Raw genomic sequence first — 22,312 nt, forward strand, 5'->3', positions numbered from 1 at the left:
ACAAGCGGCTCAGCGCGACGCCATCAGCCGGGGCAGGTAGGTGACCAGATCGGGGAAGGCCGCGCAGATGAGCAGGCCGACGAACTGCAGCCCGAAGAACGGCAAGATGCCCCAGTACACGGCGTTCATTCCAATGTGGCTGGGCAGCGTCCCTTTGATGTAGAACAGCGTGTAGCCGAACGGCGGGCTGATGTAGCCCATCTGGATGGTGATGGCGTACAGCACGCCAAACCACAGCTCGTCAAAGCCCAGCAGGCGCACGATGGGCAGGAAGACAGGCACCGTGAGCAGGATGATTCCCAGCTCGTCCAGCACCGTGCCCAGGAACACCAGCAACAGCATCATGGCCGCCAGGATGAGCCAGCGGTTCACGTCCAGCCCCTGGATGAACTGCAGCAGCGTGTCCGCCCCGCCCAGGCCCGTGAAGATGGCCACATAGGCCTTGGCGCCCAGCGTGATCCACAGGATCATCGCCGTGGCTTTCAGCGCATCGGTCGCTGCGCCGCGCAGCATGCCGCGCTCCCACCGGCGCTTGATGAGGCTGGGCAGCAGCGCTCCTGCCACGCCCACGGCAGCGGATTCGGTGGGCGTCGCGATGCCGAAGAAGATGGAGCCGAGGATCATCACGATCAGCATGGCGGGTATCACCAGGGCCTTCAGTGCCACCAGCTTGTCGCGCAGCGGTGCCTTGCGGGTGCTGGGGTCCAGGGGCACCCACTCGGGCTTCACCCAGCCCACCACGATGATGTAGGCGATGTACAGCGCGGCCAGGATGAGGCCCGGCACGATGCCTGCAATCAGCATCTGGCCGATGGATATCTGGGCCGTGACGGCGTACACGATGGTCAGCACCGATGGCGGGATCAGGATACCCAGCGTGCCCGACGCGCAGATCGTGCCCAGCGCCAGCTCGGGCTTGTAGCCGCGCCGCAGCATCTCTGGCAGGGCGAGGATGCCCATGGCCGTCACGGCCGCACCCACCACGCCGGTCATGGCCGCCATCACCACGCAGATGATGACGGTGCCGATGGCGAGGCCGCCTTTGAGACGCCCAAACCACAGCTCCATCGCGCGGTACAGGTCTTCGATGACACCCGAGCGCTGCAGGATGCAGGCCATCAGGATGAACAGCGGGATCGCGAGCAGTGCCTCGGACTTCATCGTGTCGAAGATCTGCAGCACCAGCACGATGACCGCGTTGGGCTCCCACAGCGTCACAGTGAACAGCAGCGACAGGCCGCCCAGCACGAAGGCAATGGGCAGACCGGTGAGCATGAACAGCGTGAGGCTGCCGAACATCAGCACCAGAATCATGTTGGAGGTCATGGGTGGGCCTCCGCGGGGGACGCGTTAACGGTTGCTTCGCCAAACAGCGTGCGAAAGAACTCCACCACGGCCTGCAGCAGCATCAGCGCCAGGGCCAGCGGCACGGCGGCCTTCACCGGCCAGATAGGTGGGTTCCAGGCTGAAAAGCTGGTCTCGCGGTAGGCGAAGGCGCTGTAGGCTGCGGGTGCGCTGAAGTACAGCAGGATGGCGCAGAACAACACGATGATGGGAAAGTTCACCAGGTCCAGCCGCCGCTGCCATGCGGGGCTCAGGCGCTGGCGCGCCACGTCGAGCGCCACATGGCCCTTGAGGTGCAGCAGGTACGGCCCGCCCAGCAGAAAGTACGGGCCGAACAGCAGCACGGCCAGCTCCATGCCCCACACCGTGGGCGCATTGAACACATAGCGTGCAATGACTTCATAAAGCATGACGGGGACCACGATGGCCATCAACCACACCGTGGCCTGGAAGATCCAGCGGTTGAGTGTGGTGATGGCAGACGTGGAGACAGAGAGCCATGACGGCATGGGTGACTCCTTGGGACAATGGCAGGTGCACCGGGCGCCCATGGCGGGCACCCGGGGCTAGGGCTTTCCAGCGCTGTTTAGGCCAGCAGGCCCAGCTCTTTCATGAAGGCCACCTGGCTGTCCAGGATCTTGGTGGCGAGGGCGTCGCCCTTGGTGGCGGTGCGCCACGCGGCCATGGCCTTGGGCCGTGCAGCGGCGATGTCGGCTGCGCTGAATCGGATGATCTCGCAGCCCTTGGCCTGGTACTTGGCCAGCACGGTGGCATCGCTCACCAGAATGTGCTGGCGCAGTGCCGCCGAAATCTCGCGCGCGGCCACGGCCAGCGCGGCCTTGAACTCGGCGGGCAGCTTGTCGTGTGCTGCACGGTTGGCCACGTAGCTGGTGGCGGTGGTGGGCTGGTGAAAGCCCGGCACCACTACAAACTTGGCCACCTCGGCCAGGCCTGCCTCAAAGTTGGCCGTCAGGTCGCCCCGATCGGCCATGTCGATCACGCCCTTGTCCAGCGCCGAATACACCTCGCCGGTGGGCAGCGGCGTCACCGACACGCCCATGGCGCCCATCACGGCCGAGGCCAGGCCCACAAAGCGACCCTTCTTGCCCGTCAGGTCGGCGATCTTGCGGATTGGCACCTTGGAGTGCAGCGGCTCCTGGCCGTACACGGTGGGGGCGATGTAGTGCAGGCCTGCGGGCGCATACGCCTGGCGCACCAGGTCCAGCCCGCCGCGCTCATAGAACCAGGCTTCGTATTCATCGCTCTCGGCAAAGCCGAACGGAATGGTGCTGGTGAACGCAAACGCAGGGATCTTGCCGGCCTCGTAGCCGTCGAAGGTTTTCATCAGCTCAAACGCGCCACCGCGCACGGCATCAAACGCTTGCGCGGCGGGCACGATCTGGCCAGCGGCAAACAGGTTGATCTTGAAGCGGCCACCGGTCAGCTCTGCCACGCGGGCCACAAAACGCTCCTCGAACTTTTGCGGCGTGGTGCCGCCGTCCCACAGCGCCTGCATGCGCCAGGTGACCGTGGCCTGCGCGTGGCTGGCCAGGGGCGCCGCAGCGCCCACGGTAGCGGCTGCAGCCAGGGTGGATTTGAGGATATTGCGTCGTTGGACGGCTTTGTCTGCCATGTCTTGTCTCCGGTTGGTTTGGAATGTGTGCCCCATCGCCGTGGGTTTACTGCCTCGGCCCATGGCGCAGTCTGGGCTGCGGGCGAGTTCGAAAAGTATATGGACAACGCGGCGGTTGGTTGGATACAGTTTGGGCACAGATCACAAAACTGTACCCATCAATGCAAGGGTACAGATCAGGAGACAGACCCATGCCCCACCCGGAAGAAGACGCATCGCCCGACAGCAAGGTCGAAGCGCTGGCGCGCCGCATTGCGCAATCGATCGAGCAGGGCAGCGTGCTGCCCGGCACCCGCCTGCGGTCCATCCGCGACGCAGCGGCCAAAGATGGTGTGGGCCGCAACACGGTGGTGGAGGCGTACAACCGCCTGGCCGCGCGCGGCTATGTGGAGGCACGGCCGGGCTCGGGCTATTACGTGCGCAAGCCCAGCAGCGGCGTGCACGCCCAGGCCCCCGCGCCGCACGTGACCGAGGCGGTGGACGTGGTGTCGCTGCTGCGTGAGCAACTGGAGCAGCATTACGAGGTGCGCGTGGGCGATGGCCGCCCGCCCGCGTCGTGGATGGAGGGGTCCGAGCTGGGCAGCTCGCTGCGCCGCGCGCGCTCGCAAGGGCTGACGGACATCGAGCATGGCTACGGCACACCCTGGGGCTACCTGCCACTGCGCGAGACCATCGCACGCATGCTGGGCGAGCGCACCATCCCGGTCAACCCGCGCCAGGTGCTGCTGACCCAGGGCGCCAACCATGCGCTGGACCTCATCGTGCGGCACCTGCTGGATGCGGGGGACGAGGTGCTGGTGGATTCGCCCGGCTACTACCCGCTGTTTGGCAAGCTCAAGCTCGCCAAGGTGGAGATGCTGGGCGTGCCCCGCCTGGCCGATGGGCCTGACCTGGATGCGCTGCAGGCGCTGCTGGAAAAACACCGGCCCAAGGTGTTCTTTACCCAGTCGCTGGCGCACAACCCCACGGGCGGGTCGATCAGCCTGCCCAAGGCCCACCGCCTGTTGCAGATGGCTGCGGCCCACGGGTTTCTGGTGGTGGAGGATGACCCATTTGCCGACCTGCAGCCGCCCAACGCCCCGCGCCTGGCAGCGCTGGACCAGCTGGAGCGCGTGATCTACGTGAGCAGCTTTTCCAAAACGCTGTCGGCCGGTCTGCGCGTGGGCTACATCGCAGGGGCGGCGCACCGCATCAATGCGCTGTGTGACCTGAAGATGGTGACGGTGGTGTCCACGTCCGATTTTGTAGAGCGCGTGGTGCACCAGCTGATCTCTGCGGGCCAGTACCGGCGCCATCTGAGCCGTCTCAAGGCCCGGCTGGACAGTGCGTTGGGCCCTGCGCAAAAAGCATTGGCACGCCTGGGCCTCACCGTGCACCCCAGCCCGCCGGGCGGCTATTACCTGTGGGTGGAGTTGCCGCATGGCATCACCGAGCTGGGCCTGGCCCGCAGTGCGGCAGAGCGGGGCATTTTTCTGGCGCCGGGCGCCGTGTTCTTTCCGCAGCGGCAGGGCCAGCAGCAGCCTTTGCAGGCCATGCGGGTGAACGTGGCCTATGCCAACGACCCGCGGTTTTTGCGCTTTCTGCAGGGCGCGCTCAAGGCGGCGTCTTGAAGGCGCGCCGAACCCGGTTCACAAGTCCGTGCGCAGCTTCCAGATCTCGGGGAACAGCACCACGTCGAGCATCTTGCGCAAGTAACTCACCCCGCCCGTGCCACCCGTGCCGCGCTTGAAGCCGATCACGCGCTCCACCGTGGTCACGTGGCGGAATCGCCAGAGGCGGAAGGCGTCTTCCAGGTCGGTCAGCTCCTCGCCCAGCTGGTACAGGTCCCAGTGCTTGTCGGGGTTGCGGTACACAGTCAGCCAGGCCTGCTCCACCGCATCGTTTTCCACATAAGGCTGTGTCCAGTTGCGCTCGGTGTGGCTCGCTGGCACGGCCAAGCCGCGCCGCGCCAGCAGGCGCAGGGCCTCGTCGTACAGCGACGGTGCCTCGTACGCCGCCTGCACCAGGGCCAGCAGGTCAGCGCGGTGCTCGTGGGGCTTGAGCATGGCCCGGTTCTTGTTGCCCATCGAGAACTCGATGCAGCGGTACTGGTAACTCTGGAAGCCGCTGGACTGGCCCAGGTACGGGCGCATGGCGCTGTACTCGGGCGGCGTCATGGTGGCCAGCACGTCCCAGGCGTGCACCAGCTGCTCCATGATCTTGCTGACCCGCGCCAGCATCTTGAACGCGGGCGGCAGCTCGTCGCGCGCAATGTGGCCGATGGCCGCCCGCAGCTCGTGCAGCATGAGCTTCATCCACAGCTCGCTGGTCTGGTGCTGCACGATGAACAGCATCTCGTCGTGTGCGGGCGACAGCGGCTTTTGCGCGGTGAGGATGGCGTCGAGCTGCAGGTAGTCGCCATAGCTCATGCTTTGGCTGAAGTCGAGCTGGGCGCGCTCTTCGTGCACGATGGATTCGGGCAGGGCGGCAGACGCCGGGTTGTTGCCGTCGGCAGGAGTTTGCGAGAAAGGGCACATGGTGGTTTGCCTTTCTGATCAGGTGACGGCGTGCGTCTGGTTGAACTCGGCCTTCTGCCACTCGCCGCTCTCTAGCACCTGGCGCAGGTGCTCCACAGCGTTCCACACGTCTTCAAAGCCCAGGTACAGCGGCGTGAAGCCAAAGCGCAGGATGTCCTTGTGGCGGCCCGTGCCGCCGTCGCCCTTGCGGAAGTCGCCGATCACACCGCGCGCAATCAGCGCCTGCACGATGGCGTAGGCGCCGCTGCCCTGGCCGTTCACGCCCGCGCCTTCGTCGCGCGTCAGGCACACCTGCGAGCCGCGCTGTGCATGCTCACGCGGCGTGGCCAAGCCGAGGCCGTGGCCTGCGCAGCGCTCTTCCCCCAGCTGGATGAACAGGTCGGTGAGCGCCAGCGACTTGGCGCGCAGCTCGGCCATGCCGCCCAGGCTTTGTGCGGCGGTGAACACATCCAGCCCGCATTGCAGGGCCGACAAGCTGATGATGGGCTGCGTGCCACACAGGTAGCGCGTGATGCCCGGGGCGGGCTGGTAGTCGGGTGTGAATGCAAACGGTGCGGCATGGCCCCACCAGCCGGACAGCGGCTGCCAGAAGCGGCTGGCATGGCGCGGGTGCACCCAGGCAAAGGCCGGTGCGCCGGGGCCGCCGTTCAAATATTTGTAGCCGCAGCCAATCGAGAAATCCGCGCCTGCACCGTTCAGATCGACCGGCACCGCGCCCGCGCTGTGCGCCAGGTCCCACACGCACAAGATGCCCTGGGCGTGCGCGGCGGCGGTGATGGCGGCCATGTCGTGCATGGCGCCGGTGCGGTAGTTCACGTGCGTGAGCATCAGCACGGCCACGTCGCCGGTGAGTGCTGCGGTGATCTCTTCGGGCTCCACCAGCACCAGCTCCAGGCCGCGCTCCTTGCACAGGCCTTCGGCAATGTAGAGGTCGGTGGGGAAGTTGCTGCGCTCGCTCACGATGCGCTTGCGCGCGGGGCTGTCTTCGCGCGCGATGTTGAGTGCTGCGCTCAGCACCTTGTAAAGGTTGATGGAGGTGCTGTCGGTGCACACCACTTCATCCTGGCCCGCGCCGATCAGCGGGGCCAGCTGGTTGCCCAGGCGCTGGGGCAGGTCAAACCAGCTTGCTGTGTTCCACGATTTGATGAGGTCTGTGCCCCATTCGCGGGTGACCACATCGGCCACGCGCGCGGCGGCGGCCTTGGGGGCCACGCCCAGCGAATTGCCGTCCAGGTAGATCACGCCCGGGGGCAGGGCGAAGTGGCCGCGCAGCGGCGCGAGGGGGTCTTGCGCGTCGAGCGCGCGGCAGTCTTGCAAGGTGGTGGTCATGGTGTTCAGAGTGGTTTGCTTCTGTTTTGATAGCTATTGGCGCTTGATGGACGAGCGGTAGAGGCCAAAAAAGCTTGAAATTTTTGGGCTACAGCGCCCGCAGCACGGCGCGCACGGGCGATGCGTCGGCCGTGGTCAGCTTGAGCGGTAGGGCAATGAGTTCGTAGTCGCCCTCGGGCACGGCGTCGAGCACCAGGTTTTCGAGCACGCGCAGGCCCCGGCGGCGGATGACCTGATGGCTGTCGAGCGTCTTGCTGTCGGCCGGGTCGATGCTGGCGGTGTCGATGCCCACCAGCAACACGCCCAGGTCGGCCAGGCGTTCGATGGTGCCGGGGGCATAGGCGGCCAGCTGGCCATCCCAGCGGTCCACAGGCATGTGTTCATAGGTGCGCACCAGCACGCGCTGCGGCAGGGTGCCGTTCACCGCGTGGGCAATGTGTTCCCAGTTGATCAGCGGGCCGCAGCCGATGGCGTGGATCACGCGGCAGGGGCCCAGGAACGCGTCGAGCGACACGTCACCAATGGTGGCGCCCTGTGCGTCATAGTGCAGCGGCGCATCGGCATGGGCGCCGACATGGGGCGACATGGTGATCGCGCTCACGTTGACCGGGCAGCCCGGGCCGATGGTGGCACACCACTGCTGGCTGTAGGCCGTGTCGCCGGGGAACACGGGGCTGCCCGCGTGCACGGGCGGCGAGATGTCCCAAAGCCGGCGGGCGGTGGGGGAGGAGGGCGTTGACATGGGACAAAGTTTGCATGTCCCGAAAAACCCGTGGTGTCGGTTATTTCCAACACTCTACCGATTTTTTGTTGAAGCCTAAACTACTTTGATGCGGCGGTAGCCCGGCTGCTGGAGCTTGTCACCTCACAAGACGGCGCTTTCCGCCAGCGGCGCCAGCCCGTGCCGCGCACGCGCCTTGTGGCAGGCGTAGTCGCCCGCCGAGAACTCGCGGCAGGGCGCCGGGCGCAGTTCGTAGATGCTGCAGGCCACCTGCTGGCCCACCTGGCCTGTCAGCGCGGCGCAGCGGATGGGCACCTGCTCCGTGCCCCGCATGCGGCAGGTGCTGCCGTTCACATCCAGTGCCAGGCCGTCGGGCACCGTGCCGCCCATCGCCTGCATCTCGTACACGGCAAAGTCCACGCGAAAGCTGGCGCAGCAGGCGCCGCAGCTCAGGCACGGGTGGGCGGAATCGGCGGTGGTGGTGGCTTCGGACATGCGGGACGGGTGGGATGGGCGCAGGGCCTGCGGCTGGGCCGTCAGGCGCTGTGGGGGAGGGGAATGCTAACGAAAAAGCCCACGCCTTTGCCATTCAAACCCACGCCGATCTGCACCTGCCCGCCCATGCGCAGCACCGCCTGCCGCACGATGGCCAGGCCCAGGCCCGAGCCGTTGGCGGCATGGCCCAGGCCCCGGTAGAAGCGCTCGAACACATGCGTTTGCTCGGTGGCCGCGATGCCCGGCCCGTCGTCCTGCACCGACAGGTGCAGCGCCGTGCCCTCGCGCCACAGCGCCACCGCCACGTTCCCGCCGTTGGGCGTGTAGCGCACCGCGTTGTCAATGAGGTTGTGGGCGATGGATTCGAACGCAGGCTGGTCGAGCCGCGCGGGCAAGGTGTCGGGCGCGTCCAGCGACAGCTCGATCTGCCGTGCCATCGCATCAGGCACGGCCTGGGCCAGCGCGCCGCGCAGCCACTGCGCCACGTCCAGGTCACGCGGGGCGGGGCGCTGGGCGTCGTCCAGCGCGGCCAGGTCCAGCAGTTGCTGCGCCAGGTGCGAGGTGCGGGCGATGGCCTGCTCCAGGTGGGCCTGGGCGTGCATGCGTTCCTCTTCGATGGGCGAGCGGGCCATCACATGGGCCTGGGCGGTGATCACGGCCAGCGGCGTGCGGATCTCGTGCGCAGCGTCCTGCACAAAGGCGCGCTCGCGCTCCACCTTCTGGCGCAACTGGGCGAAGAGGTGGTCCAGCGACTGCTCCAGGGGCTTGAGTTCGCGGTGGCGGGCGTTGAAGCCCACAGGCTGCAGGTCGTCCTTGCCGCGCTGGGCAATGAGGCGTGCTAGTCGCTGCAAGGGGCGCAGGCCATTGCGCACCGAGAGCCAGACGGGAAGCAGTACGAAGGGTGCTGCCAGCAGCAGGTAGGGCAGGAGGTTGCGGCCGCTGGACTGCAAGAAATGCGTGTCTGCCCGCTTCATTTCTACGATGCGCAGGGTCCAGCGCGCGTTGTGCCCGGCGTAGACGCGGTATCGCTGGCCTTGCGCCAGGGGCTCCGAAATCGATGAACCGCTGGCGTAGAGCTGCTCCGGCAAGGCGATACGCAGCTCTTCGAGACCTGGGGGTGAATAGACAACCTGGCCGGTGGCGGTGTCGCGCAGCTCATGCATTGCCACGCCCGGCAGAAGGCCGTTCTGGCGCCGACGGATATTGACCCAGTGATTGGTAGCGGACACCGCTGCAGCGGCCTGCGCCGGGTCGTTGATCGGGCTGAGCGAATCCAGCAGCGCATCGCCGTACTTCAGTAGACCCGGATCGTTGGTGATGGTGTGCTTGTAGTTGATGAAGTTGTAGCTGAGCAGCACAGCCCACACCAGCACAAACGCCACTGTGACCGAGACTACGCTGCGGCGCACCAGTGTCGGCTCTGCCAGTTTTGTCCACAACGTGCGCAGCAATTGCTGGTTGAATCGTGCGCGGCTCATGCTTGCAACAAATAGCCCACGCCGCGCACGGTGCGGATCAGCTCCGCCCCGATCTTGCGGCGCAGGTTGGACACATGCACTTCGATGGCGCCAAAGTCCACGGGCTCGCCCAGCGGGTCCAGCCGCTGCGACAGCACGCTTTTGGACACCACCACGCCGGGCTCACGGGCCAGCTCCAGCAGCAGCTGGAACTCGCGCGGCGACAGGTCCAGCACCGTGCCATCGCGCTGCACTGCGTGGCGGCGAGGCTCGATCACCAGCTCGCCCAGCACCCAGCGCTCGCTGGCCTGGCGGGCGCTGCGCCGCAGCACGGCGCGGATGCGCGAGAGCAGCTCGGCCGTGGCAAAAGGCTTGACCACGAAGTCATCGGCCCCGCCGTCCAGCCCGGCCAGCCGGTCTTCCACGGCCGAGCGCGCGGTGATCACAATGATGGGCACCTGCTCACCCTGCGCCCGCCAGCGCGCCAGCAGATCGAAGCCACTGCCGTCGGGCAAGGTCAGGTCGAGCAGCACGCAGTCCACCGTGGTCGCATCCACCGTGGCGGGCGCGTCCACCGCACGGCGCAGCCACTCGCTGGTCAGTCCCTCCACCTTCAGCGCGGACTGCAGAGCGCGGCCCAGGTCCAGGTCGTCTTCGATGAGCAGGATGTGCATGGGGTGGGATTGTGGCGGCAGCCGTGGCCGTTGCGTGCTGCCATGGGGGGCGCCTTTGGCTGGCCTTAAGGCAAGGCTTTGCACAATGGCTGCATCTGGCGACTCAACACAGGAACACAGGGAGAGGGTGTATGGCGTATCTGACGACAAACAATGCGAATGCAGTGCCGCGATGGTGGGGCGGTGCGGTGCTGGCCACAGTGCTGGCCCTGGCGGGCTGTGCCTCCGGGCCCACCCACCCGTCGCTGGCGGGCGCACAACTGCCCGAGCTGATCCCCGTGCGCGACTTTGTGACCAGCCGGCAGGCCACCGGGGGCTACCAGGTGTCGCCCGACGGGCAGCGCATTGCCTGGTTTGGTGTGGATGGCGTGGTGCCCGCGATCTGGGTGCGCTCTATCGACGGCAGCGACGCCAAGGCGTTCCGCATCCGTGCGCGCACCATTCGCTTCAGCGCCGACAGCCGCTGGCTGGCCATCACCGCCGACCCGACCGGGGACGAAAACACGCGCATCCACGTGGGCCTGGTGGAGGGGCCCGACACCGGGTTGCGCGAGCTGATGCCCGCACAGAAGTCGGTGGCGCACCTGGTCGATGGAGTGGAGGGCACCTCGGACTTCATCGTCACCTCCAACCAGCGCGACAAGAAAGTGTTTGACCTGTACCGCGTGAACCCGGCGGGCGGTGCCCCGGTGCTGCTGGCCACCAACCCCGGCAACGTCAACTGGTGGGGGGTGGACCCCACGGGGCAGTTGCGTGCCCGTGCGCAAATCAAGGGCGACCAGGTGCTGCTGGAGCGTCCGGGCGCGGAGCCTGGCTCCTGGCAGGTCGTGGCACAGCGCAGCCGCTGGGACACGCTCAACATCTTTGGCCTGCATGACGAGGGGCGCAAGGCCTGGGCCTTGTCCAACCGGGGGCGCGACAAGCTGGCGCTGGTACGGCTGGACATGACCACGGGCGCCGAAGAGCTGTTTTACGCATCCCCCGATGTGGACCTGGACAGCGTGACCCTGAGCCGCAGCACGCGCGAGCCGCTGGTGGCTTATTCGATGCCCGGGCATCCGGCCCGCCAGGTGTTCGATGCGGCGCTGGCCGCCCGGCTGGCGGCCCTGGCAGGCGACCAGCCAGCAGATGTGCGGGTGATGAGCGCCGACCAGTCTGACCGCGTTCTCACCGTGGCCGTGGGCACGGAGCGGGGTGCGCGCACCTACTTGCTGCGCGACGGGCGCGAGCCGCAGTTTCTGGGTGAAAGCCGGTTGAGCGTGATCGCCCATGCCCTGGTGCCCTCCGAGCCCATCACCTACACCGCGCGGGACGGCCTGCCCATCCATGGCTACCTCACGCTGCCTGTGGGCGTGCAGCAACCGCGCGCGCTCCCCCTGGTGCTGCTGGTGCACGGCGGGCCCTGGGCGCGCGACCGCTGGGGCGAGGGCACGATGCGGCAGTTTCTGGCCAACCGGGGCTACGCCGTGCTGCAGGTCAACTACCGGGGCTCCAGCGGCTATGGCCGCGCGCACATGGAAAAAGCCCGGGGCGAGTTTGCGGGCCGCATGCACGACGACTTGGTGGACGGCGTGCGCTGGGCCGTAGAGCGCGGCGTGGCCGACCCCGGGCGTGTGGCGATCTACGGCGCCAGCTATGGCGGCTATTCGGCACTGGTGGGTGCGACCTTTACCCCCGAAGTGTTTGCCTGCGCGGTGGGCATCGTGGGCGTGACCGACATCGCCCGCCTGCTGGAGGCTGCACCGCCCTACTGGGAGCTGGGCCTGCCCTGGTGGCACCGCTATGTGGGCGACCCCGCCGTGCCCGCCGACCGTGCGCGCATGGATGCGAAGTCGCCCCTGTACCGCGCCGAGCATGCCCAAAAGCCCATCCTCATCATGCATGGCGTGAACGATGTGCGCGTGAAGCTGGAGCAGTCCGAATGGATGGTGGCCGCCCTGCGCAAGGCGGGCAAAGAGGTGGATTACGTCACCTTCCAGGGCGACGGCCACGGCAACCAGCGCTGGCCCAACAACCTCACCATGTACCGCAAGACCGAGGACTTTCTCGCGCAGTGCCTGGGTGGGCGCACCAGCGGGTTTGACTATTACCAGTTGGGCGCTTGGGCGTTTTGACCATGTGGCGCGCAATGGGCGTTGTCGTGCTGTGGGTCGGGATGGAGGCGGGCGGTGGAGCCAGAGCCTTCGCGGCTGATCCGGTGCCCGCAGAGCCGGTCTACACGCGGGCGCGCGTGGTGTCCGTGGACCGGGAGGGGGGAAGCGGAGGCAAACTGTATGTACGCCTCCGGTTGTTGCCACGGGCGAAGCTGCCGTTCACGACGCAGACCTTCCGTGTGGTCGATCAGGCCCTGCTGGCCGGCGTCTCCGAGGGGGCCTGGGTCAGGTTCACGGCCCGGCGCCTGGAGGGCGAGAACACGCTGACCGCCATCCAGATCGCTGAGGAGTGCAAGCGGTTTCAGCCCTGCCAGTGACCTGGCTCACGCACAGGCCGTACCGTCCTTCAGTGCTTGCAGGGCGTTGCTGAGGTTGATGCGCGCCTGCGCCTCGAAGCGCTCCTGGAACCAGTCGGTGCCGTAAATGCGCGGCCGGTCGAGAAAACCCTGCAGCACCGCACTGCGCCCCGCCACATAACGCGGCCAGCGCACAAAAAAGTATTCGCGCCGCACATTGCGTTCGAACTGGCGGTACACCGCGTCGCTCTGGCCGAGGATGGACAGGTCGATATCGACCACCCACTGTGCATCGCCCGTGAGTGGGCCGGGGGTGTGGCGGGTGTCGAGGATGTGCTGGTGCACGGTTTGCGCCAGCGTGGCGGGTAGGTCCTGGCCCAGGATGAAGCGACTTGCCCAGTCGGCGCTGCGCTCTTCGTTGTGTTTGCTCCACGGCCAGTAAATGGCATCGTGGTACCACAGGGCCAGCGCAACAGCGTGGGGATTGTCGAGTGCGCCGGGTTGCTGATCCTGCAGCACGTGCCAATGCCGCAGGCAGGCCCAAAGGTGGGTGGTGTCGTGGTAGGCGCGCGGCCAGCGCGCCCAACTGAGCACAAGCCGTCGCCCCTCTTGACGCCACGCCGGTGTGTCCTGGCCGAGTGCTTGGCCCAGCCATGCCCAGTGTGCCAGCAGTTCAGCGGTGTGGGCGGGCTGGCGACGCCAAGGCATGGAGAGCCAAAAAATCAGGCGATGCGGCCGAGCAGAAGGTACTCCATGAGTGCCTTCTGCACATGCATGCGGTTCTCAGCCTCATCCCACACCACCGACTGCGGTCCGTCGATCACATCCGCCTCGACCTCCTCGCCCCGGTGCGCAGGCAGGCAGTGCATGAACAGCGCATCAGGCTTGGCGGCGGCCATCATTTCCGCATCCACACACCAGTCGGCAAAGGCCTTCTTGCGCTCTTCGTTCTCGGCCTCGTAGCCCATGCTGGTCCACACGTCGGTGGTGACCAGATCGGCGCCTTGGCAGGCTTCCAGCGGGTTGCTGAAAAATTGATAGCTGCTGGCGCTGATCCCGTGTGCGCCCGCGGCCAGTTTCTCATCGACTTCGTAGCCGCGAGGTGTGCTCACGTGCACCTTGAAGCCCAGTAGCGAGGCCGCCTGCAGCCAGGTGTTGGCCATGTTGTTGCCGTCGCCCACCCAGGCCACCGTCTTGCCCTGGATGGAGCCGCGGTGCTCGATGTAGGTGAAGATGTCCGCCAGGATCTGGCACGGGTGGAATTCGTTGGTCAGGCCGTTGATGACGGGCACACGGGAGTTGGCGGCGAAGCGCTCGATCTTGGCCTGCTCGTAGGTGCGGATCATCACGAGGTCGGTCATGCGGCTGATGACCTTGGCGCTGTCCTCGATGGGCTCCGCGCGGCCCAGCTGGCTGTCGCCGGTGGTCAGGTGCACCACGCTGCCGCCGAGCTGGTACATGCCGGCCTCGAAGCTCACGCGCGTGCGGGTGCTGGCCTTTTCGAAGATCATGGCCAGCGTGCGGTCCACCAGCGGGTGGTATTTCTCGTACGACTTGAACTTTTTCTTGATGACGGCGGCGCGCTCGAACAGGTAGGCGCACTCGTCGGCGGTGAGATCGGTGAACTGCAGGTAGTGTTTCAGCGTTGTCGTCATGGCGGTGTGGCTTGGATTCATTCGGCCAGGATGGCCTGGACCAGCGGGGTCAGCTTGGCGACGATCTCGTCAGCCTCGGCGGTGGTGAGGATCAGCGGGGGCACGAGGCGGATCACGCTGTCGGCCGTGACCGAGAGCAGCAGGCCGGCTTCGGCCGCGCGGCCGATCAGTGCGCCGCAGGGCTTGGCGAGCTCGATGCCCAGCATCAGGCCCTGGCCGCGAATTTCCTTCACGCCGGGCAGGCTGCCCAGTTCGCGCTGCAGCGCTGCCCGCAGGTGGTCGCCCACCTTGGCGGCGTTCTGCAGCAGGCCTTCTTCTTCCATGATGCGCAGCGTTTCCACCCCCGCGCGCATGGCCAGGGGGTTGCCACCAAAGGTGGTGCCGTGGTTGCCGGGCTGCAGCACGTTGGCGGCCTTGGGGCCAGCCACCACCGCGCCAATCGGCACGCCCGAGCCCAGGCCCTTGGCCAGGGGCATCACGTCGGGCACGATGCCTGCCCATTGGTGCGCAAACCACTTGCCGGTGCGGCCCACGCCACACTGCACTTCGTCAATCATCATGAGCCAGCCGCGCTCGTCGCACAGCTTGCGCAGCTGCTGCAGGTATTCCACGCGCATCGAATTGATGCCACCTTCGCCCTGGATGGTCTCGAAGAACACGGCCACCACATTGGGGTTGCCCTCGGTCGCCTTTTTGATGGCCTCGATGTCGTTCATGGGCACGCGGATGAAACCTTCGACCAGCGGCCCAAAGCCGCTGTGGATCTTGGGGTTGCCCGTGGCCGACATGGTGGCAATCGACCGGCCGTGGAAGGCCTTCTCGTACACCACGATCTCGGGCTTGGCGATCCCCTTGTCCACGCCGAACTTGCGCGCGATCTTGAGCGCGGCTTCATTGGCCTCCAGGCCCGAATTGCAGAAGAACACGTTCTGCATGCCCGACAGCTCCACCAGCTTGGCGGCCAGTTGCTCTTGCAGCGGCACGTGGTAGTAGTTGGAGGTGTGGATCAGCTTGGTGATCTGGTCCTGCAGCGCGGGCACCAGCTTGGCGTGGTTATGCCCCAGCGTGTTCACGGCGATGCCGCCGAGGCCGTCCAGGTATTCCTTGCCGTTCACGTCCCACACTCGGCAGCCCTGACCGCGGGCCAGCGCGATGGGCACGCGGCCATAGGTGTTCATCACGTGGGGCGAGGCTGCCGGGGTGGTAGCGGTCATTGCGGAAATCTCCAGACGGTGCGGTGAAGGGGCCGGCTCGTGGCCGGTATGAACCCGAAAAAGCGAAGCACGATTCTAGGGGGAGCCCGGCGGGCGGCTATTGACGATTGCGCATCACTGCGATGCAGGGCATACCGTATGAAAGGCCCCTCTGTGCGGCCATCCATGGAGATTAGAGGGCTAGCTCTTATATAAGAGTTAGAATGGCGGGCTGCGGCGCAGCGTGCAGTGATCCTGTGTCAGGCGCCTCCTTATCACTCCAATCCCGATGGTTTCTCCCACCTCCAAAGAAGTCTTCATTCAGGGCGTCACCCATGACGGGAAAACCTTTCGCCCCAGCGACTGGGCGGAGCGTCTGGCCGGGGTGATGAGCAGCTTTCGCCCTGGCGGCGCGCGCCCGGGAAGCCACTTGAGCTATTCGCCCTGGTGCATTCCGACCACCCTCAATGGCGTCAAGTGCGTGGTTGTGAACCGCGATTTGCGCGACCACGAGCCCATGGCCTGGGATTTCGTCATCAACTTCGCGCGCGACAACAACCTGCAGGTGGCTGAGGCCTGCCTGCTGCCCGATACCCCTGCTTCCAGCAAGTAAAGGCGCTGCAGCGGCGCCGGGTACGTCTGCCGGGCGGAAAACCCCAACCCGAACCTTCAATCCGTTCCAGCAACGAAAAAACCGCCCGAAGGCGGTTTCTCGTTTTGCTGGCAGCGCACCCGTTACAAACGGCGAACGGCACGGGCCGTTCGGGCTGTTGGCCTGCCGGGGCAGGCCGAGAGAGGTTAGGCGGCTGCCAGTGCCAGGGCTTTCACCTTGGCAGACAGGCGGCTCTTGTCGCGAGCAGCCTTGTTCTTGTGGAAGATGCCCTTGTCGGCCACGGAGTCCACCACGGCTTGCATCTTGGCGAACAGTTCGGTCGCCTTGGTCTTGTCGCCAGCCAGAACAGCCTTTTCGACGTTCTTGACAGCGGTACGGTATTTGGAGCGCAGCGAGGTGTTCGCGGCGTTGAGCTTGGTGTCCTGACGGACGCGCTTGCGGCCCGACGCCAGGCGCGGGTTCTTCTTCTTGGGTTTAGCGGATGCCATGGTTTAGTTTCCTTGAGGTCTGAGGATGATGCCAGCAAAGCCCGCGATTATAGCCCAAGGCTGTTTGTTCATCGCCATGGTGTTCAAAACCGGCGTAGCGCCATCGCTAGCGTACCCCTGGAACCGGCTCTGCCGGGCCACAGGGTGCGTCCCCCTCTGGGGGAAGGCGCGAAGCGGCTCAGGGGGAATACACTCCCGCCCGTGTCACTGTTCAAAGCCGCCTCCACCGTTTCCCTTTTGACCCTTGCCTCCCGCATCACCGGGCTGGTGCGAGAGCTTCTCATGGCTTCCGTCTTTGGGGTTAGTGCCATGACGGACGCCTTCAATGTGGCATTTCGTATCCCCAATCTGTTCCGGCGGGTGCTGGGCGAGGGCGCCTTCAGCCAGGCTTTTGTCCCGGTGCTGTCCGCCACCCGTGCCCAGGAGGGCGAAGAGAGTGCCCGCGCGCTGATCGACCATGTGGGCACCTTGCTGGCATGGACGCTGGTGCTGCTGTGTATTGCTGGCGTGCTGGGCGCCCCCTGGATGGTGTGGGGCATGGCCAGCGGGCTCAAGCAGTCGCCCCAGGGCTTTGACGCCGCCGTCACCATGACGCGCTGGATGTTCCCCTACATCGGCTTCATGTCGCTGGTGGCGCTGGCGGGGGGCATTCTCAATACCTGGAAGAAGTTTGCAGTGCCGGCGGCGTCGCCGGTGCTGCTCAACATCGCACTGATCCTGTCCATCACGGTGGGCGCACCCTGGTTTTCCCGCCATGGCATCGAGCCCATTTACGCCCAGGCCGCGGGGGTGATGCTGGGTGGCTTGCTGCAACTGGCCATCCAGGTGCCTGCGCTGGTACGCCTGGGGTTGCTGCCGCGCATCGGGGTGCGCTGGGCGGCCATTCGTGCCGCCTGGTCCGACCCCACCACGCGCAAAGTGGCACGGCTGATGCTGCCCGCGCTGCTGGGGGTGAGCGTGGCGCAGATATCCCTGCTGATCAATACGCAGATTGCCTCGCACCTGCCCACTGGCAGCGTGAGCTGGATCACCTACGCAGACCGCCTGATGGAGCTGCCGACCGCGCTGCTGGGCGTGGCGCTGGGTGTGGTACTGATGCCGCAGCTGGCCAGCGCCCGCGCCAAGCAGGACGACGACCAGTACTCGGCCATGCTTGACTGGGGGCTGCGCCTGGTGGTGCTGTTGTCCGTGCCCTGCATGGTGGCCTTGCTGGTCTTTTCAGAGCCGCTGGTGGCGGTGCTGTACCACTATGGGGCCTTTGGCGACCAGGACGTGCGCCAAACCACCCTGGCCCTCACGGGTTACGGTGTGGGCCTGGTGGGCATTGTGGCCATCAAGGTGCTGGCGCCGGGCTTCTATGCCAAACATGACATGCGCACCCCCATGCTCATTGCGGTGGCGGTGCTGGTGCTGACCCAGTTGATGAACCTGGTGCTGGTGCGTTACCTGCAGCATGCGGCCCTGACGTTGACCATCGGCATTGGCGCACTCATCAATGCCGGTTGGCTGTTGATCGGTCTGCTGCGGCGCGGCAGCTACCGGCCCCTGCCGGGGTGGGGCAAGTTCGCCCTGCAGGTGATCGCTGCGAGCGCCTTGCTGGCCGTGCTGCTGGTATGGGGTGCGCAGCATTTCGACTGGGTGGAAATGAGGGGGCAAACCCTGCAGCGGATAGGGTTGCTGGCGGCGCTCATGGCTGCTGCTGCCGTGCTGTACTTTGGCGCGCTGTGGGCAGCCGGGCTCAAGCTGCGCCAGTTGCTGCGGCGCTGATTTCACCGAAGGCCACAAATGCCCTGTCAAGAAGGGCTTTCTGTCGCTTGACGCCGCCCGCCCCGGCACTTACAACACCACCATGTCACTGAGCTATTCCGTACCCACCTCGCTGGAGTACTTTGCATCGCTGGTGCAAAGCGATGATCACTTCCCGCTGCTGGAGGCAGCGGCCAGCCTGGCGCAGGACGAATACCCTGAGCTCGACATGCAGCAACTGCTGGGCGATATGGACCAGTTGCTTGCGCGCATCAAGCGCCGCCTGCCTGCCGACGCACCTGCGCTGCAGCGACTGCGTACGCTCAACCAGTTTTTCTTTGTCGACCTGGGCTTTGGCGGCAACATCAATAACTACTACGACCCCGAAAACAGCTATCTCAACGCCGTGCTGCGAACGCGCCGGGGCATCCCCATCAGCCTGGCCGTGTTGTGGATGGAGCTGGCCCAGGGCCTGGGCCTGCACGCCCGGGGCATTGCATTCCCCGGGCACTTCATGGTCAAGGTGCTGCTGCCCAAAGGACAGGTGGTGCTGGACCCGATCTCGGGCCAGTCGCTCAGCCGCGAAGAGCTTGCCGAACGGCTGGAGCCTTACAAGCGCCGCAACGGTCTGGTGGACGACTACGACGTGCCGCTGGGCCTGTACCTGCAGGCGGCCACACCGCGCGACATCATTGCGCGCATGCTGCGCAATCTGAAAGAGGTGCACCGCACGCAGCACGACTGGCAGCGCTTGATCACCGTGCTCGACCGGCTCATCGTGCTGCTGCCTGACGCCTGGGGCGAGCGGCGCGATCGGGGGCTGGCCCATGCCGAGCGGGGCAACACCCTCGAAGCGATGGCCGATCTGGAAGCCTACCTGGCCCACGCCGAAGACGGGCTCGACATCGACCTGATCGCTGACCGGCTGAGCGCGCTGCGCAACGCCAACGGCTAACGCTCAGAACGGCGCGCTGCCTTCTGGCAGTGCCGCCTGCAATTGCGCCACCTGCCGACGCAGCTCGGTGTTCTCTGCCGTCAGTTCTGCCACGCGGGCCCGCAGGGCCTGCAGTTCATCGGCGCCCGCTTCAGCGCCCGGGCTGGCGTCCTTGGCCGCAGGGCTTTCGTCCGATGGCGCTTCTTCGCGTGGCTTGCGCTTGTTGAGTTCGCGCACGCGCTTGGCGGCCTGCTTGAGTTCGTCCTTGCCTGCCACGACGGCTGCCACCTGCTCCTCGGCGGGCAGCGTGGCTACGGCAGCTGCCGCATTGATGGAGATGGTGCCGGACTTCACGGCCGCCACCAGTTCCGGTGCGGCCTGCTTCTGGATTTTTTCGATCATCACCACCTGGCTGCTGCTCAGGCGCGCGGCCTTGGCAATGGCTTCGCGGCTGTCCAGGGGCGAGGGTGCGGGCAGGGCGGCCGCAGCTTCGGGGGTGTCAGGGGTGGTGGTGGCCGCTTCGGTGTCTGTGGACGTCGTTGCGCGGGCCTTGCGGTCGGCCATGATCTCGCGCTTGCGCAGCGCCAGTACACCGCGCTGGAAATCCGATACGCTGCGGCGTCCCAGGTGCTGGTCGATCATCCACAGGTGCACGTCTTCCATCGACTGAAAGCGCGGGTTCTGCACCGTCTGGAACGGCAGGCCATGCTTTTGGCAGATGCCATAGCGGTTGTGGCCGTCCACCAGCACATCGCCCCACAGCACCAGCGCGTCGCGGCAGCCTTCGGCGAGGATGCTGCGCTCCAGCGCCTCGTGTTCGTCGGGGGTCAGGGGTTCGATGTAGGCTTTGAGTTCTTCGTTGACGACGATGTTCATGGCAGGGCAGGCAATCGGGAGCGGGGAAGGGGCGCGATTGTAGAGGCCCCGACAAGAGTCCTGGGCCAGGGCGCCGCCCTGGGCACTACGGGTCTCGCGTGCCCCGCAGCGCCAGCCAGCCCGCTACCGCTGTAAAGGCCGCCACCACGGCCACGATGATCCAGAAGCCATGCCCGTTGTCGGCCAGCGGCACGCCGCCCACATTCATACCGAACAGGCCGGCCAGGATGTTGATGGGCAGGGCCAGCACGGTCACCACCGTCAGCACAAAGAGGCTGCGGCTGTTGGCTTCCTGCACGCTGGCTGCGATCTCTTCCTGCAGCAGTTTGATGCGCTCTTGCAGTCCCTGCATGTCGCGCAACACCACCGAGAACTCTTCCGTGGAGTCGCGCAGCTCCTGCGCATCGTCCGAGCCCATCCAGGCCGGGGGATGCTGCAGCAGGCGGAACAATGCAGCAGGTTCGGGCGCCAGCAGCCGCTGCAGCCGCACCAGCAGCCGCCGCAGCACACCCAGGCGTGCGCGTTTGTGGTCCAGGCGTCCGGCCAGCAACGCGTCTTCCACGTCGTCGATGCGCTGCGTTACGCCGCGCACGATGTCCACCAGACCCGAGGCCTGCGTGCGCATCAGCTCGGCCAGCAGGGCCACGCTGGAGCAGGGCGCATTGCCGCTGCGCACGGCGGTGCGCAGTGCGTCCACCGACCGCAACGGGCGTGTGCGCCCAGTCACCATCAGGTGAGGCGCCACGCTGGTCCACAGGGTGGCGATGTCCGAGGGCTCGAACGCAAAGTCAAAGTGTGCGTCGTTGAGCACCGCGATCAGCGTGTCGTCGTCGCGCTCGATGCGGGTGGACACAGAACGGTCCTTGAGCGCGTCAAAAAAAGCTTCGGGCAGGTCGGCATGCCGCTCCATCCAGCGCACGGCCTGCGCGTGGCTAAGATTGAAATGCAGCCACAGGAACTGCCCTTGCGGTGCGGCTCCTGATGGAATGCTTGCCAGCCACTGCGCCGCCTGCACGGTATCGACCTCGCGCGGCGCGGTGTTTGCGGCGAGCAGGTAGCCGCAGATGAGCCCGGCGGCATCACCCCCATAGTTCAGGCTGTTGCCTGCAGGCGCAGCGTTGGGGCGGTGAGGGGCGGGGGGAGCGGAGTGCACGGGCCTGCATCCTGGCCGCTGCACATGACATGGTCGTGACAGATCACACCCGTGTCACGGTCCTGTCACTTGGCGGTACCACCATGGCGCCATCTTTTTTTTGCACCGCCGGACGGCACCATGTTCCACAGCAACACCCTTGACACCCAGGAGCTGATGCAGCGCATCGCCAACGACCTCATCGACAGCTACGACGAAGAGCTGGAGCTGGAGATCGAGGACCGCAATGTGGACGACATCGGCGCGCCGCAGCCCACCGATCGCCTGGCGCGCCAGCAGTATTTCAAGGATCTGTTCCAGTTGCAGGGTGAACTCGTCAAGCTGCAGGACTGGGTGCAGCACAGCCGCCAGAAGGTGGTGATCCTGTTCGAGGGACGCGATGCAGCCGGCAAGGGCGGCGTGATCAAGCGCATCACCCAGCGTCTGAACCCGCGCGTGGCCCGTGTGGCGGCACTGCCTGCGCCCAACGACCGCGAGCGCACCCAGTGGTACTTTCAGCGCTATGTGGCGCACCTGCCTGCGGCCGGCGAGATGGTGCTGTTTGACCGCAGCTGGTACAACCGTGCGGGCGTCGAACGGGTGATGGGCTTTTGCACCGACGACGAATACGAAGAGTTCTTCCGCACCGTGCCTGAGTTTGAAAAGATGCTCGTGCGCTCGGGCATCACACTCGTCAAATACTGGTTCTCCATCACCGACGAAGAGCAGCATCTGCGCTTTCTGGGCCGCATCCACGATCCGCTCAAGCAGTGGAAGCTCAGCCCCATGGACCTGGAAAGCCGCGTGCGCTGGGAGGCCTACACGAAGGCCAAAGAGACGATGCTGGAGCGCACCCACATCCCCGAGGCGCCTTGGTGGGTCGTGCAGGCGGTGGACAAGAAAAAGGCCCGCCTCAATTGCATCGCCCACCTGCTGTCGCAACTGCCCTACCAAGAGGTGCCCCACCCGACCGTGGTGCTGCCCGAGCGGGTGCGCAACCCTGAATACCTGCGCCAGCCGGTGCCCGCGAGCATGTACGTGCCCGAGGTGTATTGAA

Annotated in this window: 22 protein-coding genes; 7 read left to right on the plus strand and 15 right to left on the minus strand. The window is 66.1% G+C overall.

The genetic code is table 11. The annotated features are described in order from the left end of the window. Positions 1–9 precede the first annotated feature (9 nt). From C8C94_RS00060 to dctP, 3 genes are all read right to left on the minus strand, one after another. Entirely contained in the window at positions 10–1,326 is a 1,317-nt protein-coding gene (locus C8C94_RS00060; protein WP_121419250.1) for a TRAP transporter large permease subunit, read from the minus strand. After that, positions 1,323–1,853, minus strand: coding sequence for a TRAP transporter small permease subunit (locus C8C94_RS00065; RefSeq protein WP_121419251.1), 531 nt, complete (start codon positions 1,851–1,853; stop codon positions 1,323–1,325). Before C8C94_RS00065 ends, C8C94_RS00060 begins: the two co-directional genes overlap by 4 nt. 77 nt (positions 1,854–1,930) lie before the next feature. Next, entirely contained in the window at positions 1,931–2,977 is a 1,047-nt protein-coding gene (gene dctP / locus C8C94_RS00070; protein WP_121419252.1) for a TRAP transporter substrate-binding protein DctP, read from the minus strand. Positions 2,978–3,168: 191 nt separating this feature from the next. On the opposite strand from dctP, the gene C8C94_RS00075 reads away from it, so the two are divergent. Next, on the plus strand, positions 3,169–4,587 hold the full coding sequence (locus C8C94_RS00075) for a PLP-dependent aminotransferase family protein (protein WP_121419253.1): 1,419 nt from the start codon (positions 3,169–3,171) through the stop codon (positions 4,585–4,587). An 18-nt stretch (positions 4,588–4,605) separates the two neighbouring features. Here the strand turns inward: C8C94_RS00075 and kynA are convergent, their stop codons facing one another. The 6 genes from kynA to C8C94_RS00105 form a co-directional block, all read right to left on the minus strand. Beyond that, positions 4,606–5,493, minus strand: a complete 888-nt coding sequence (gene kynA, locus C8C94_RS00080; protein WP_121419254.1) for a tryptophan 2,3-dioxygenase — start codon at positions 5,491–5,493, stop codon at positions 4,606–4,608. An 18-nt stretch (positions 5,494–5,511) separates the two neighbouring features. Then, on the minus strand, positions 5,512–6,822 hold the full coding sequence (gene kynU, locus C8C94_RS00085) for a kynureninase (protein ID WP_121419255.1): 1,311 nt from the start codon (positions 6,820–6,822) through the stop codon (positions 5,512–5,514). Between the two features lie 88 nt (positions 6,823–6,910). Continuing rightward, positions 6,911–7,564 (minus strand): arylformamidase, encoded by a 654-nt coding sequence (gene kynB, locus C8C94_RS00090; protein WP_121419256.1) that lies wholly within the window; start codon positions 7,562–7,564, stop codon positions 6,911–6,913. Between the two features lie 123 nt (positions 7,565–7,687). Next, positions 7,688–8,038 (minus strand): YkgJ family cysteine cluster protein, encoded by a 351-nt coding sequence (locus C8C94_RS00095; RefSeq protein ID WP_121419257.1) that lies wholly within the window; start codon positions 8,036–8,038, stop codon positions 7,688–7,690. Between the two features lie 41 nt (positions 8,039–8,079). Continuing rightward, entirely contained in the window at positions 8,080–9,516 is a 1,437-nt protein-coding gene (locus tag C8C94_RS00100; RefSeq protein WP_121419258.1) for a HAMP domain-containing sensor histidine kinase, read from the minus strand. After that, positions 9,513–10,169 (minus strand): response regulator transcription factor, encoded by a 657-nt coding sequence (locus C8C94_RS00105; RefSeq protein ID WP_121419259.1) that lies wholly within the window; start codon positions 10,167–10,169, stop codon positions 9,513–9,515. The genes C8C94_RS00100 and C8C94_RS00105 overlap by 4 nt, the downstream gene beginning before the upstream one ends. A 131-nt stretch (positions 10,170–10,300) precedes the next feature. Here C8C94_RS00105 and C8C94_RS00110 point away from each other — a divergent pair, with 131 nt between their 5' ends. Both C8C94_RS00110 and C8C94_RS00115 read left to right on the plus strand, forming a co-directional pair. Next, the gene (locus C8C94_RS00110; protein WP_121419260.1) at positions 10,301–12,283 is read left to right on the plus strand and encodes a S9 family peptidase; all 1,983 of its coding nucleotides are present in this window, start codon (positions 10,301–10,303) and stop codon (positions 12,281–12,283) included. Continuing rightward, entirely contained in the window at positions 12,271–12,639 is a 369-nt protein-coding gene (locus C8C94_RS00115) for a copper-binding protein (protein WP_233573345.1), read from the plus strand. The genes C8C94_RS00110 and C8C94_RS00115 overlap by 13 nt, the downstream gene beginning before the upstream one ends. Positions 12,640–12,645: 6 nt before the next feature. Here C8C94_RS00115 and C8C94_RS00120 read toward each other — a convergent pair whose 3' ends face one another. The 3 genes from C8C94_RS00120 to C8C94_RS00130 are packed head-to-tail and all read right to left on the minus strand — an operon-like array spanning position 12,646 to position 15,487. Continuing rightward, entirely contained in the window at positions 12,646–13,326 is a 681-nt protein-coding gene (locus tag C8C94_RS00120; RefSeq protein ID WP_121419261.1) for a hypothetical protein, read from the minus strand. A 14-nt stretch (positions 13,327–13,340) separates the two neighbouring features. Then, positions 13,341–14,273: an ornithine carbamoyltransferase gene (gene argF, locus C8C94_RS00125; RefSeq protein ID WP_216845874.1), complete on the minus strand. Its 933-nt coding sequence runs from the start codon at positions 14,271–14,273 to the stop codon at positions 13,341–13,343. 17 nt (positions 14,274–14,290) lie between these two features. Next, positions 14,291–15,487, minus strand: a complete 1,197-nt coding sequence (locus C8C94_RS00130; protein ID WP_121419262.1) for an aspartate aminotransferase family protein — start codon at positions 15,485–15,487, stop codon at positions 14,291–14,293. 268 nt (positions 15,488–15,755) lie between these two features. Here C8C94_RS00130 and C8C94_RS00135 point away from each other — a divergent pair, with 268 nt between their 5' ends. Further along, complete coding sequence (locus C8C94_RS00135; protein ID WP_121419263.1) at positions 15,756–16,079, plus strand: DUF3579 domain-containing protein; 324 nt, start codon at positions 15,756–15,758, stop codon at positions 16,077–16,079. Positions 16,080–16,264: 185 nt separating this feature from the next. On the opposite strand, the gene rpsT is transcribed toward C8C94_RS00135, so the two are convergent. Beyond that, positions 16,265–16,567, minus strand: a complete 303-nt coding sequence (gene rpsT, locus C8C94_RS00140; RefSeq protein WP_121419264.1) for a 30S ribosomal protein S20 — start codon at positions 16,565–16,567, stop codon at positions 16,265–16,267. A 201-nt stretch (positions 16,568–16,768) separates the two neighbouring features. Here rpsT and murJ point away from each other — a divergent pair, with 201 nt between their 5' ends. Together murJ and C8C94_RS00150 are read left to right on the plus strand one after the other, a co-directional pair. After that, a complete protein-coding gene (murJ, locus tag C8C94_RS00145) occupies positions 16,769–18,334 on the plus strand; it encodes a murein biosynthesis integral membrane protein MurJ (protein ID WP_121419265.1) in 1,566 nt (521 codons plus the stop codon). 82 nt (positions 18,335–18,416) lie between these two features. Beyond that, positions 18,417–19,268, plus strand: coding sequence for a SirB1 family protein (locus C8C94_RS00150; RefSeq protein ID WP_121422607.1), 852 nt, complete (start codon positions 18,417–18,419; stop codon positions 19,266–19,268). Between the two features lie 3 nt (positions 19,269–19,271). Here the strand turns inward: C8C94_RS00150 and C8C94_RS00155 are convergent, their stop codons facing one another. Further along, a complete protein-coding gene (locus tag C8C94_RS00155; protein WP_121419266.1) occupies positions 19,272–20,123 on the minus strand; it encodes a plasmid replication/partition related protein in 852 nt (283 codons plus the stop codon). An 85-nt stretch (positions 20,124–20,208) separates the two neighbouring features. Beyond that, entirely contained in the window at positions 20,209–21,276 is a 1,068-nt protein-coding gene (locus C8C94_RS00160) for a transporter (protein ID WP_233573346.1), read from the minus strand. A 120-nt stretch (positions 21,277–21,396) separates the two neighbouring features. Between C8C94_RS00160 and ppk2 the strand changes: the two genes are divergently transcribed. Continuing rightward, positions 21,397–22,311 carry a polyphosphate kinase 2 gene (gene ppk2, locus C8C94_RS00165; RefSeq protein ID WP_121419267.1) on the plus strand — a complete coding sequence of 305 codons (915 nt, stop codon included), beginning with the start codon at positions 21,397–21,399 and terminating at the stop codon, positions 22,309–22,311. The last annotated feature ends 1 nt before the right edge of the window (position 22,312 follow it).

It is taken from the genome of Acidovorax sp. 94, assembly GCF_003634645.1.
GTDB classification, from domain to species: domain Bacteria; phylum Pseudomonadota; class Gammaproteobacteria; order Burkholderiales; family Burkholderiaceae_C; genus Acidovorax; species Acidovorax facilis.

Excerpts from the sequence above, each read along its gene's own strand:
- C8C94_RS00135 (WP_121419263.1), top strand. The coding sequence starts at position 15,756 with ATGGTTTCTCCCACCTCCAAAGAAGTCTTCATTCAGGGCGTCACCCAT.
- kynU (WP_121419255.1), bottom strand. The coding sequence starts at position 6,822 with ATGACCACCACCTTGCAAGACTGCCGCGCGCTCGACGCGCAAGACCCC.
- C8C94_RS00060 (WP_121419250.1), bottom strand. The coding sequence starts at position 1,326 with ATGACCTCCAACATGATTCTGGTGCTGATGTTCGGCAGCCTCACGCTG.
- dctP (WP_121419252.1), bottom strand. The coding sequence starts at position 2,977 with ATGGCAGACAAAGCCGTCCAACGACGCAATATCCTCAAATCCACCCTG.
- argF (WP_216845874.1), bottom strand. The coding sequence starts at position 14,273 with ATGACGACAACGCTGAAACACTACCTGCAGTTCACCGATCTCACCGCC.
- C8C94_RS00105 (WP_121419259.1), bottom strand. The coding sequence starts at position 10,169 with ATGCACATCCTGCTCATCGAAGACGACCTGGACCTGGGCCGCGCTCTG.
- kynB (WP_121419256.1), bottom strand. The coding sequence starts at position 7,564 with ATGTCAACGCCCTCCTCCCCCACCGCCCGCCGGCTTTGGGACATCTCG.
- C8C94_RS00150 (WP_121422607.1), top strand. The coding sequence starts at position 18,417 with ATGTCACTGAGCTATTCCGTACCCACCTCGCTGGAGTACTTTGCATCG.
- C8C94_RS00155 (WP_121419266.1), bottom strand. The coding sequence starts at position 20,123 with ATGAACATCGTCGTCAACGAAGAACTCAAAGCCTACATCGAACCCCTG.
- C8C94_RS00095 (WP_121419257.1), bottom strand. The coding sequence starts at position 8,038 with ATGTCCGAAGCCACCACCACCGCCGATTCCGCCCACCCGTGCCTGAGC.
- ppk2 (WP_121419267.1), top strand. The coding sequence starts at position 21,397 with ATGTTCCACAGCAACACCCTTGACACCCAGGAGCTGATGCAGCGCATC.
- C8C94_RS00100 (WP_121419258.1), bottom strand. The coding sequence starts at position 9,516 with ATGAGCCGCGCACGATTCAACCAGCAATTGCTGCGCACGTTGTGGACA.
- C8C94_RS00110 (WP_121419260.1), top strand. The coding sequence starts at position 10,301 with ATGGCGTATCTGACGACAAACAATGCGAATGCAGTGCCGCGATGGTGG.
- C8C94_RS00075 (WP_121419253.1), top strand. The coding sequence starts at position 3,169 with ATGCCCCACCCGGAAGAAGACGCATCGCCCGACAGCAAGGTCGAAGCG.
- C8C94_RS00120 (WP_121419261.1), bottom strand. The coding sequence starts at position 13,326 with ATGCCTTGGCGTCGCCAGCCCGCCCACACCGCTGAACTGCTGGCACAC.
- kynA (WP_121419254.1), bottom strand. The coding sequence starts at position 5,493 with ATGTGCCCTTTCTCGCAAACTCCTGCCGACGGCAACAACCCGGCGTCT.
- rpsT (WP_121419264.1), bottom strand. The coding sequence starts at position 16,567 with ATGGCATCCGCTAAACCCAAGAAGAAGAACCCGCGCCTGGCGTCGGGC.
- C8C94_RS00130 (WP_121419262.1), bottom strand. The coding sequence starts at position 15,487 with ATGACCGCTACCACCCCGGCAGCCTCGCCCCACGTGATGAACACCTAT.
- C8C94_RS00065 (WP_121419251.1), bottom strand. The coding sequence starts at position 1,853 with ATGCCGTCATGGCTCTCTGTCTCCACGTCTGCCATCACCACACTCAAC.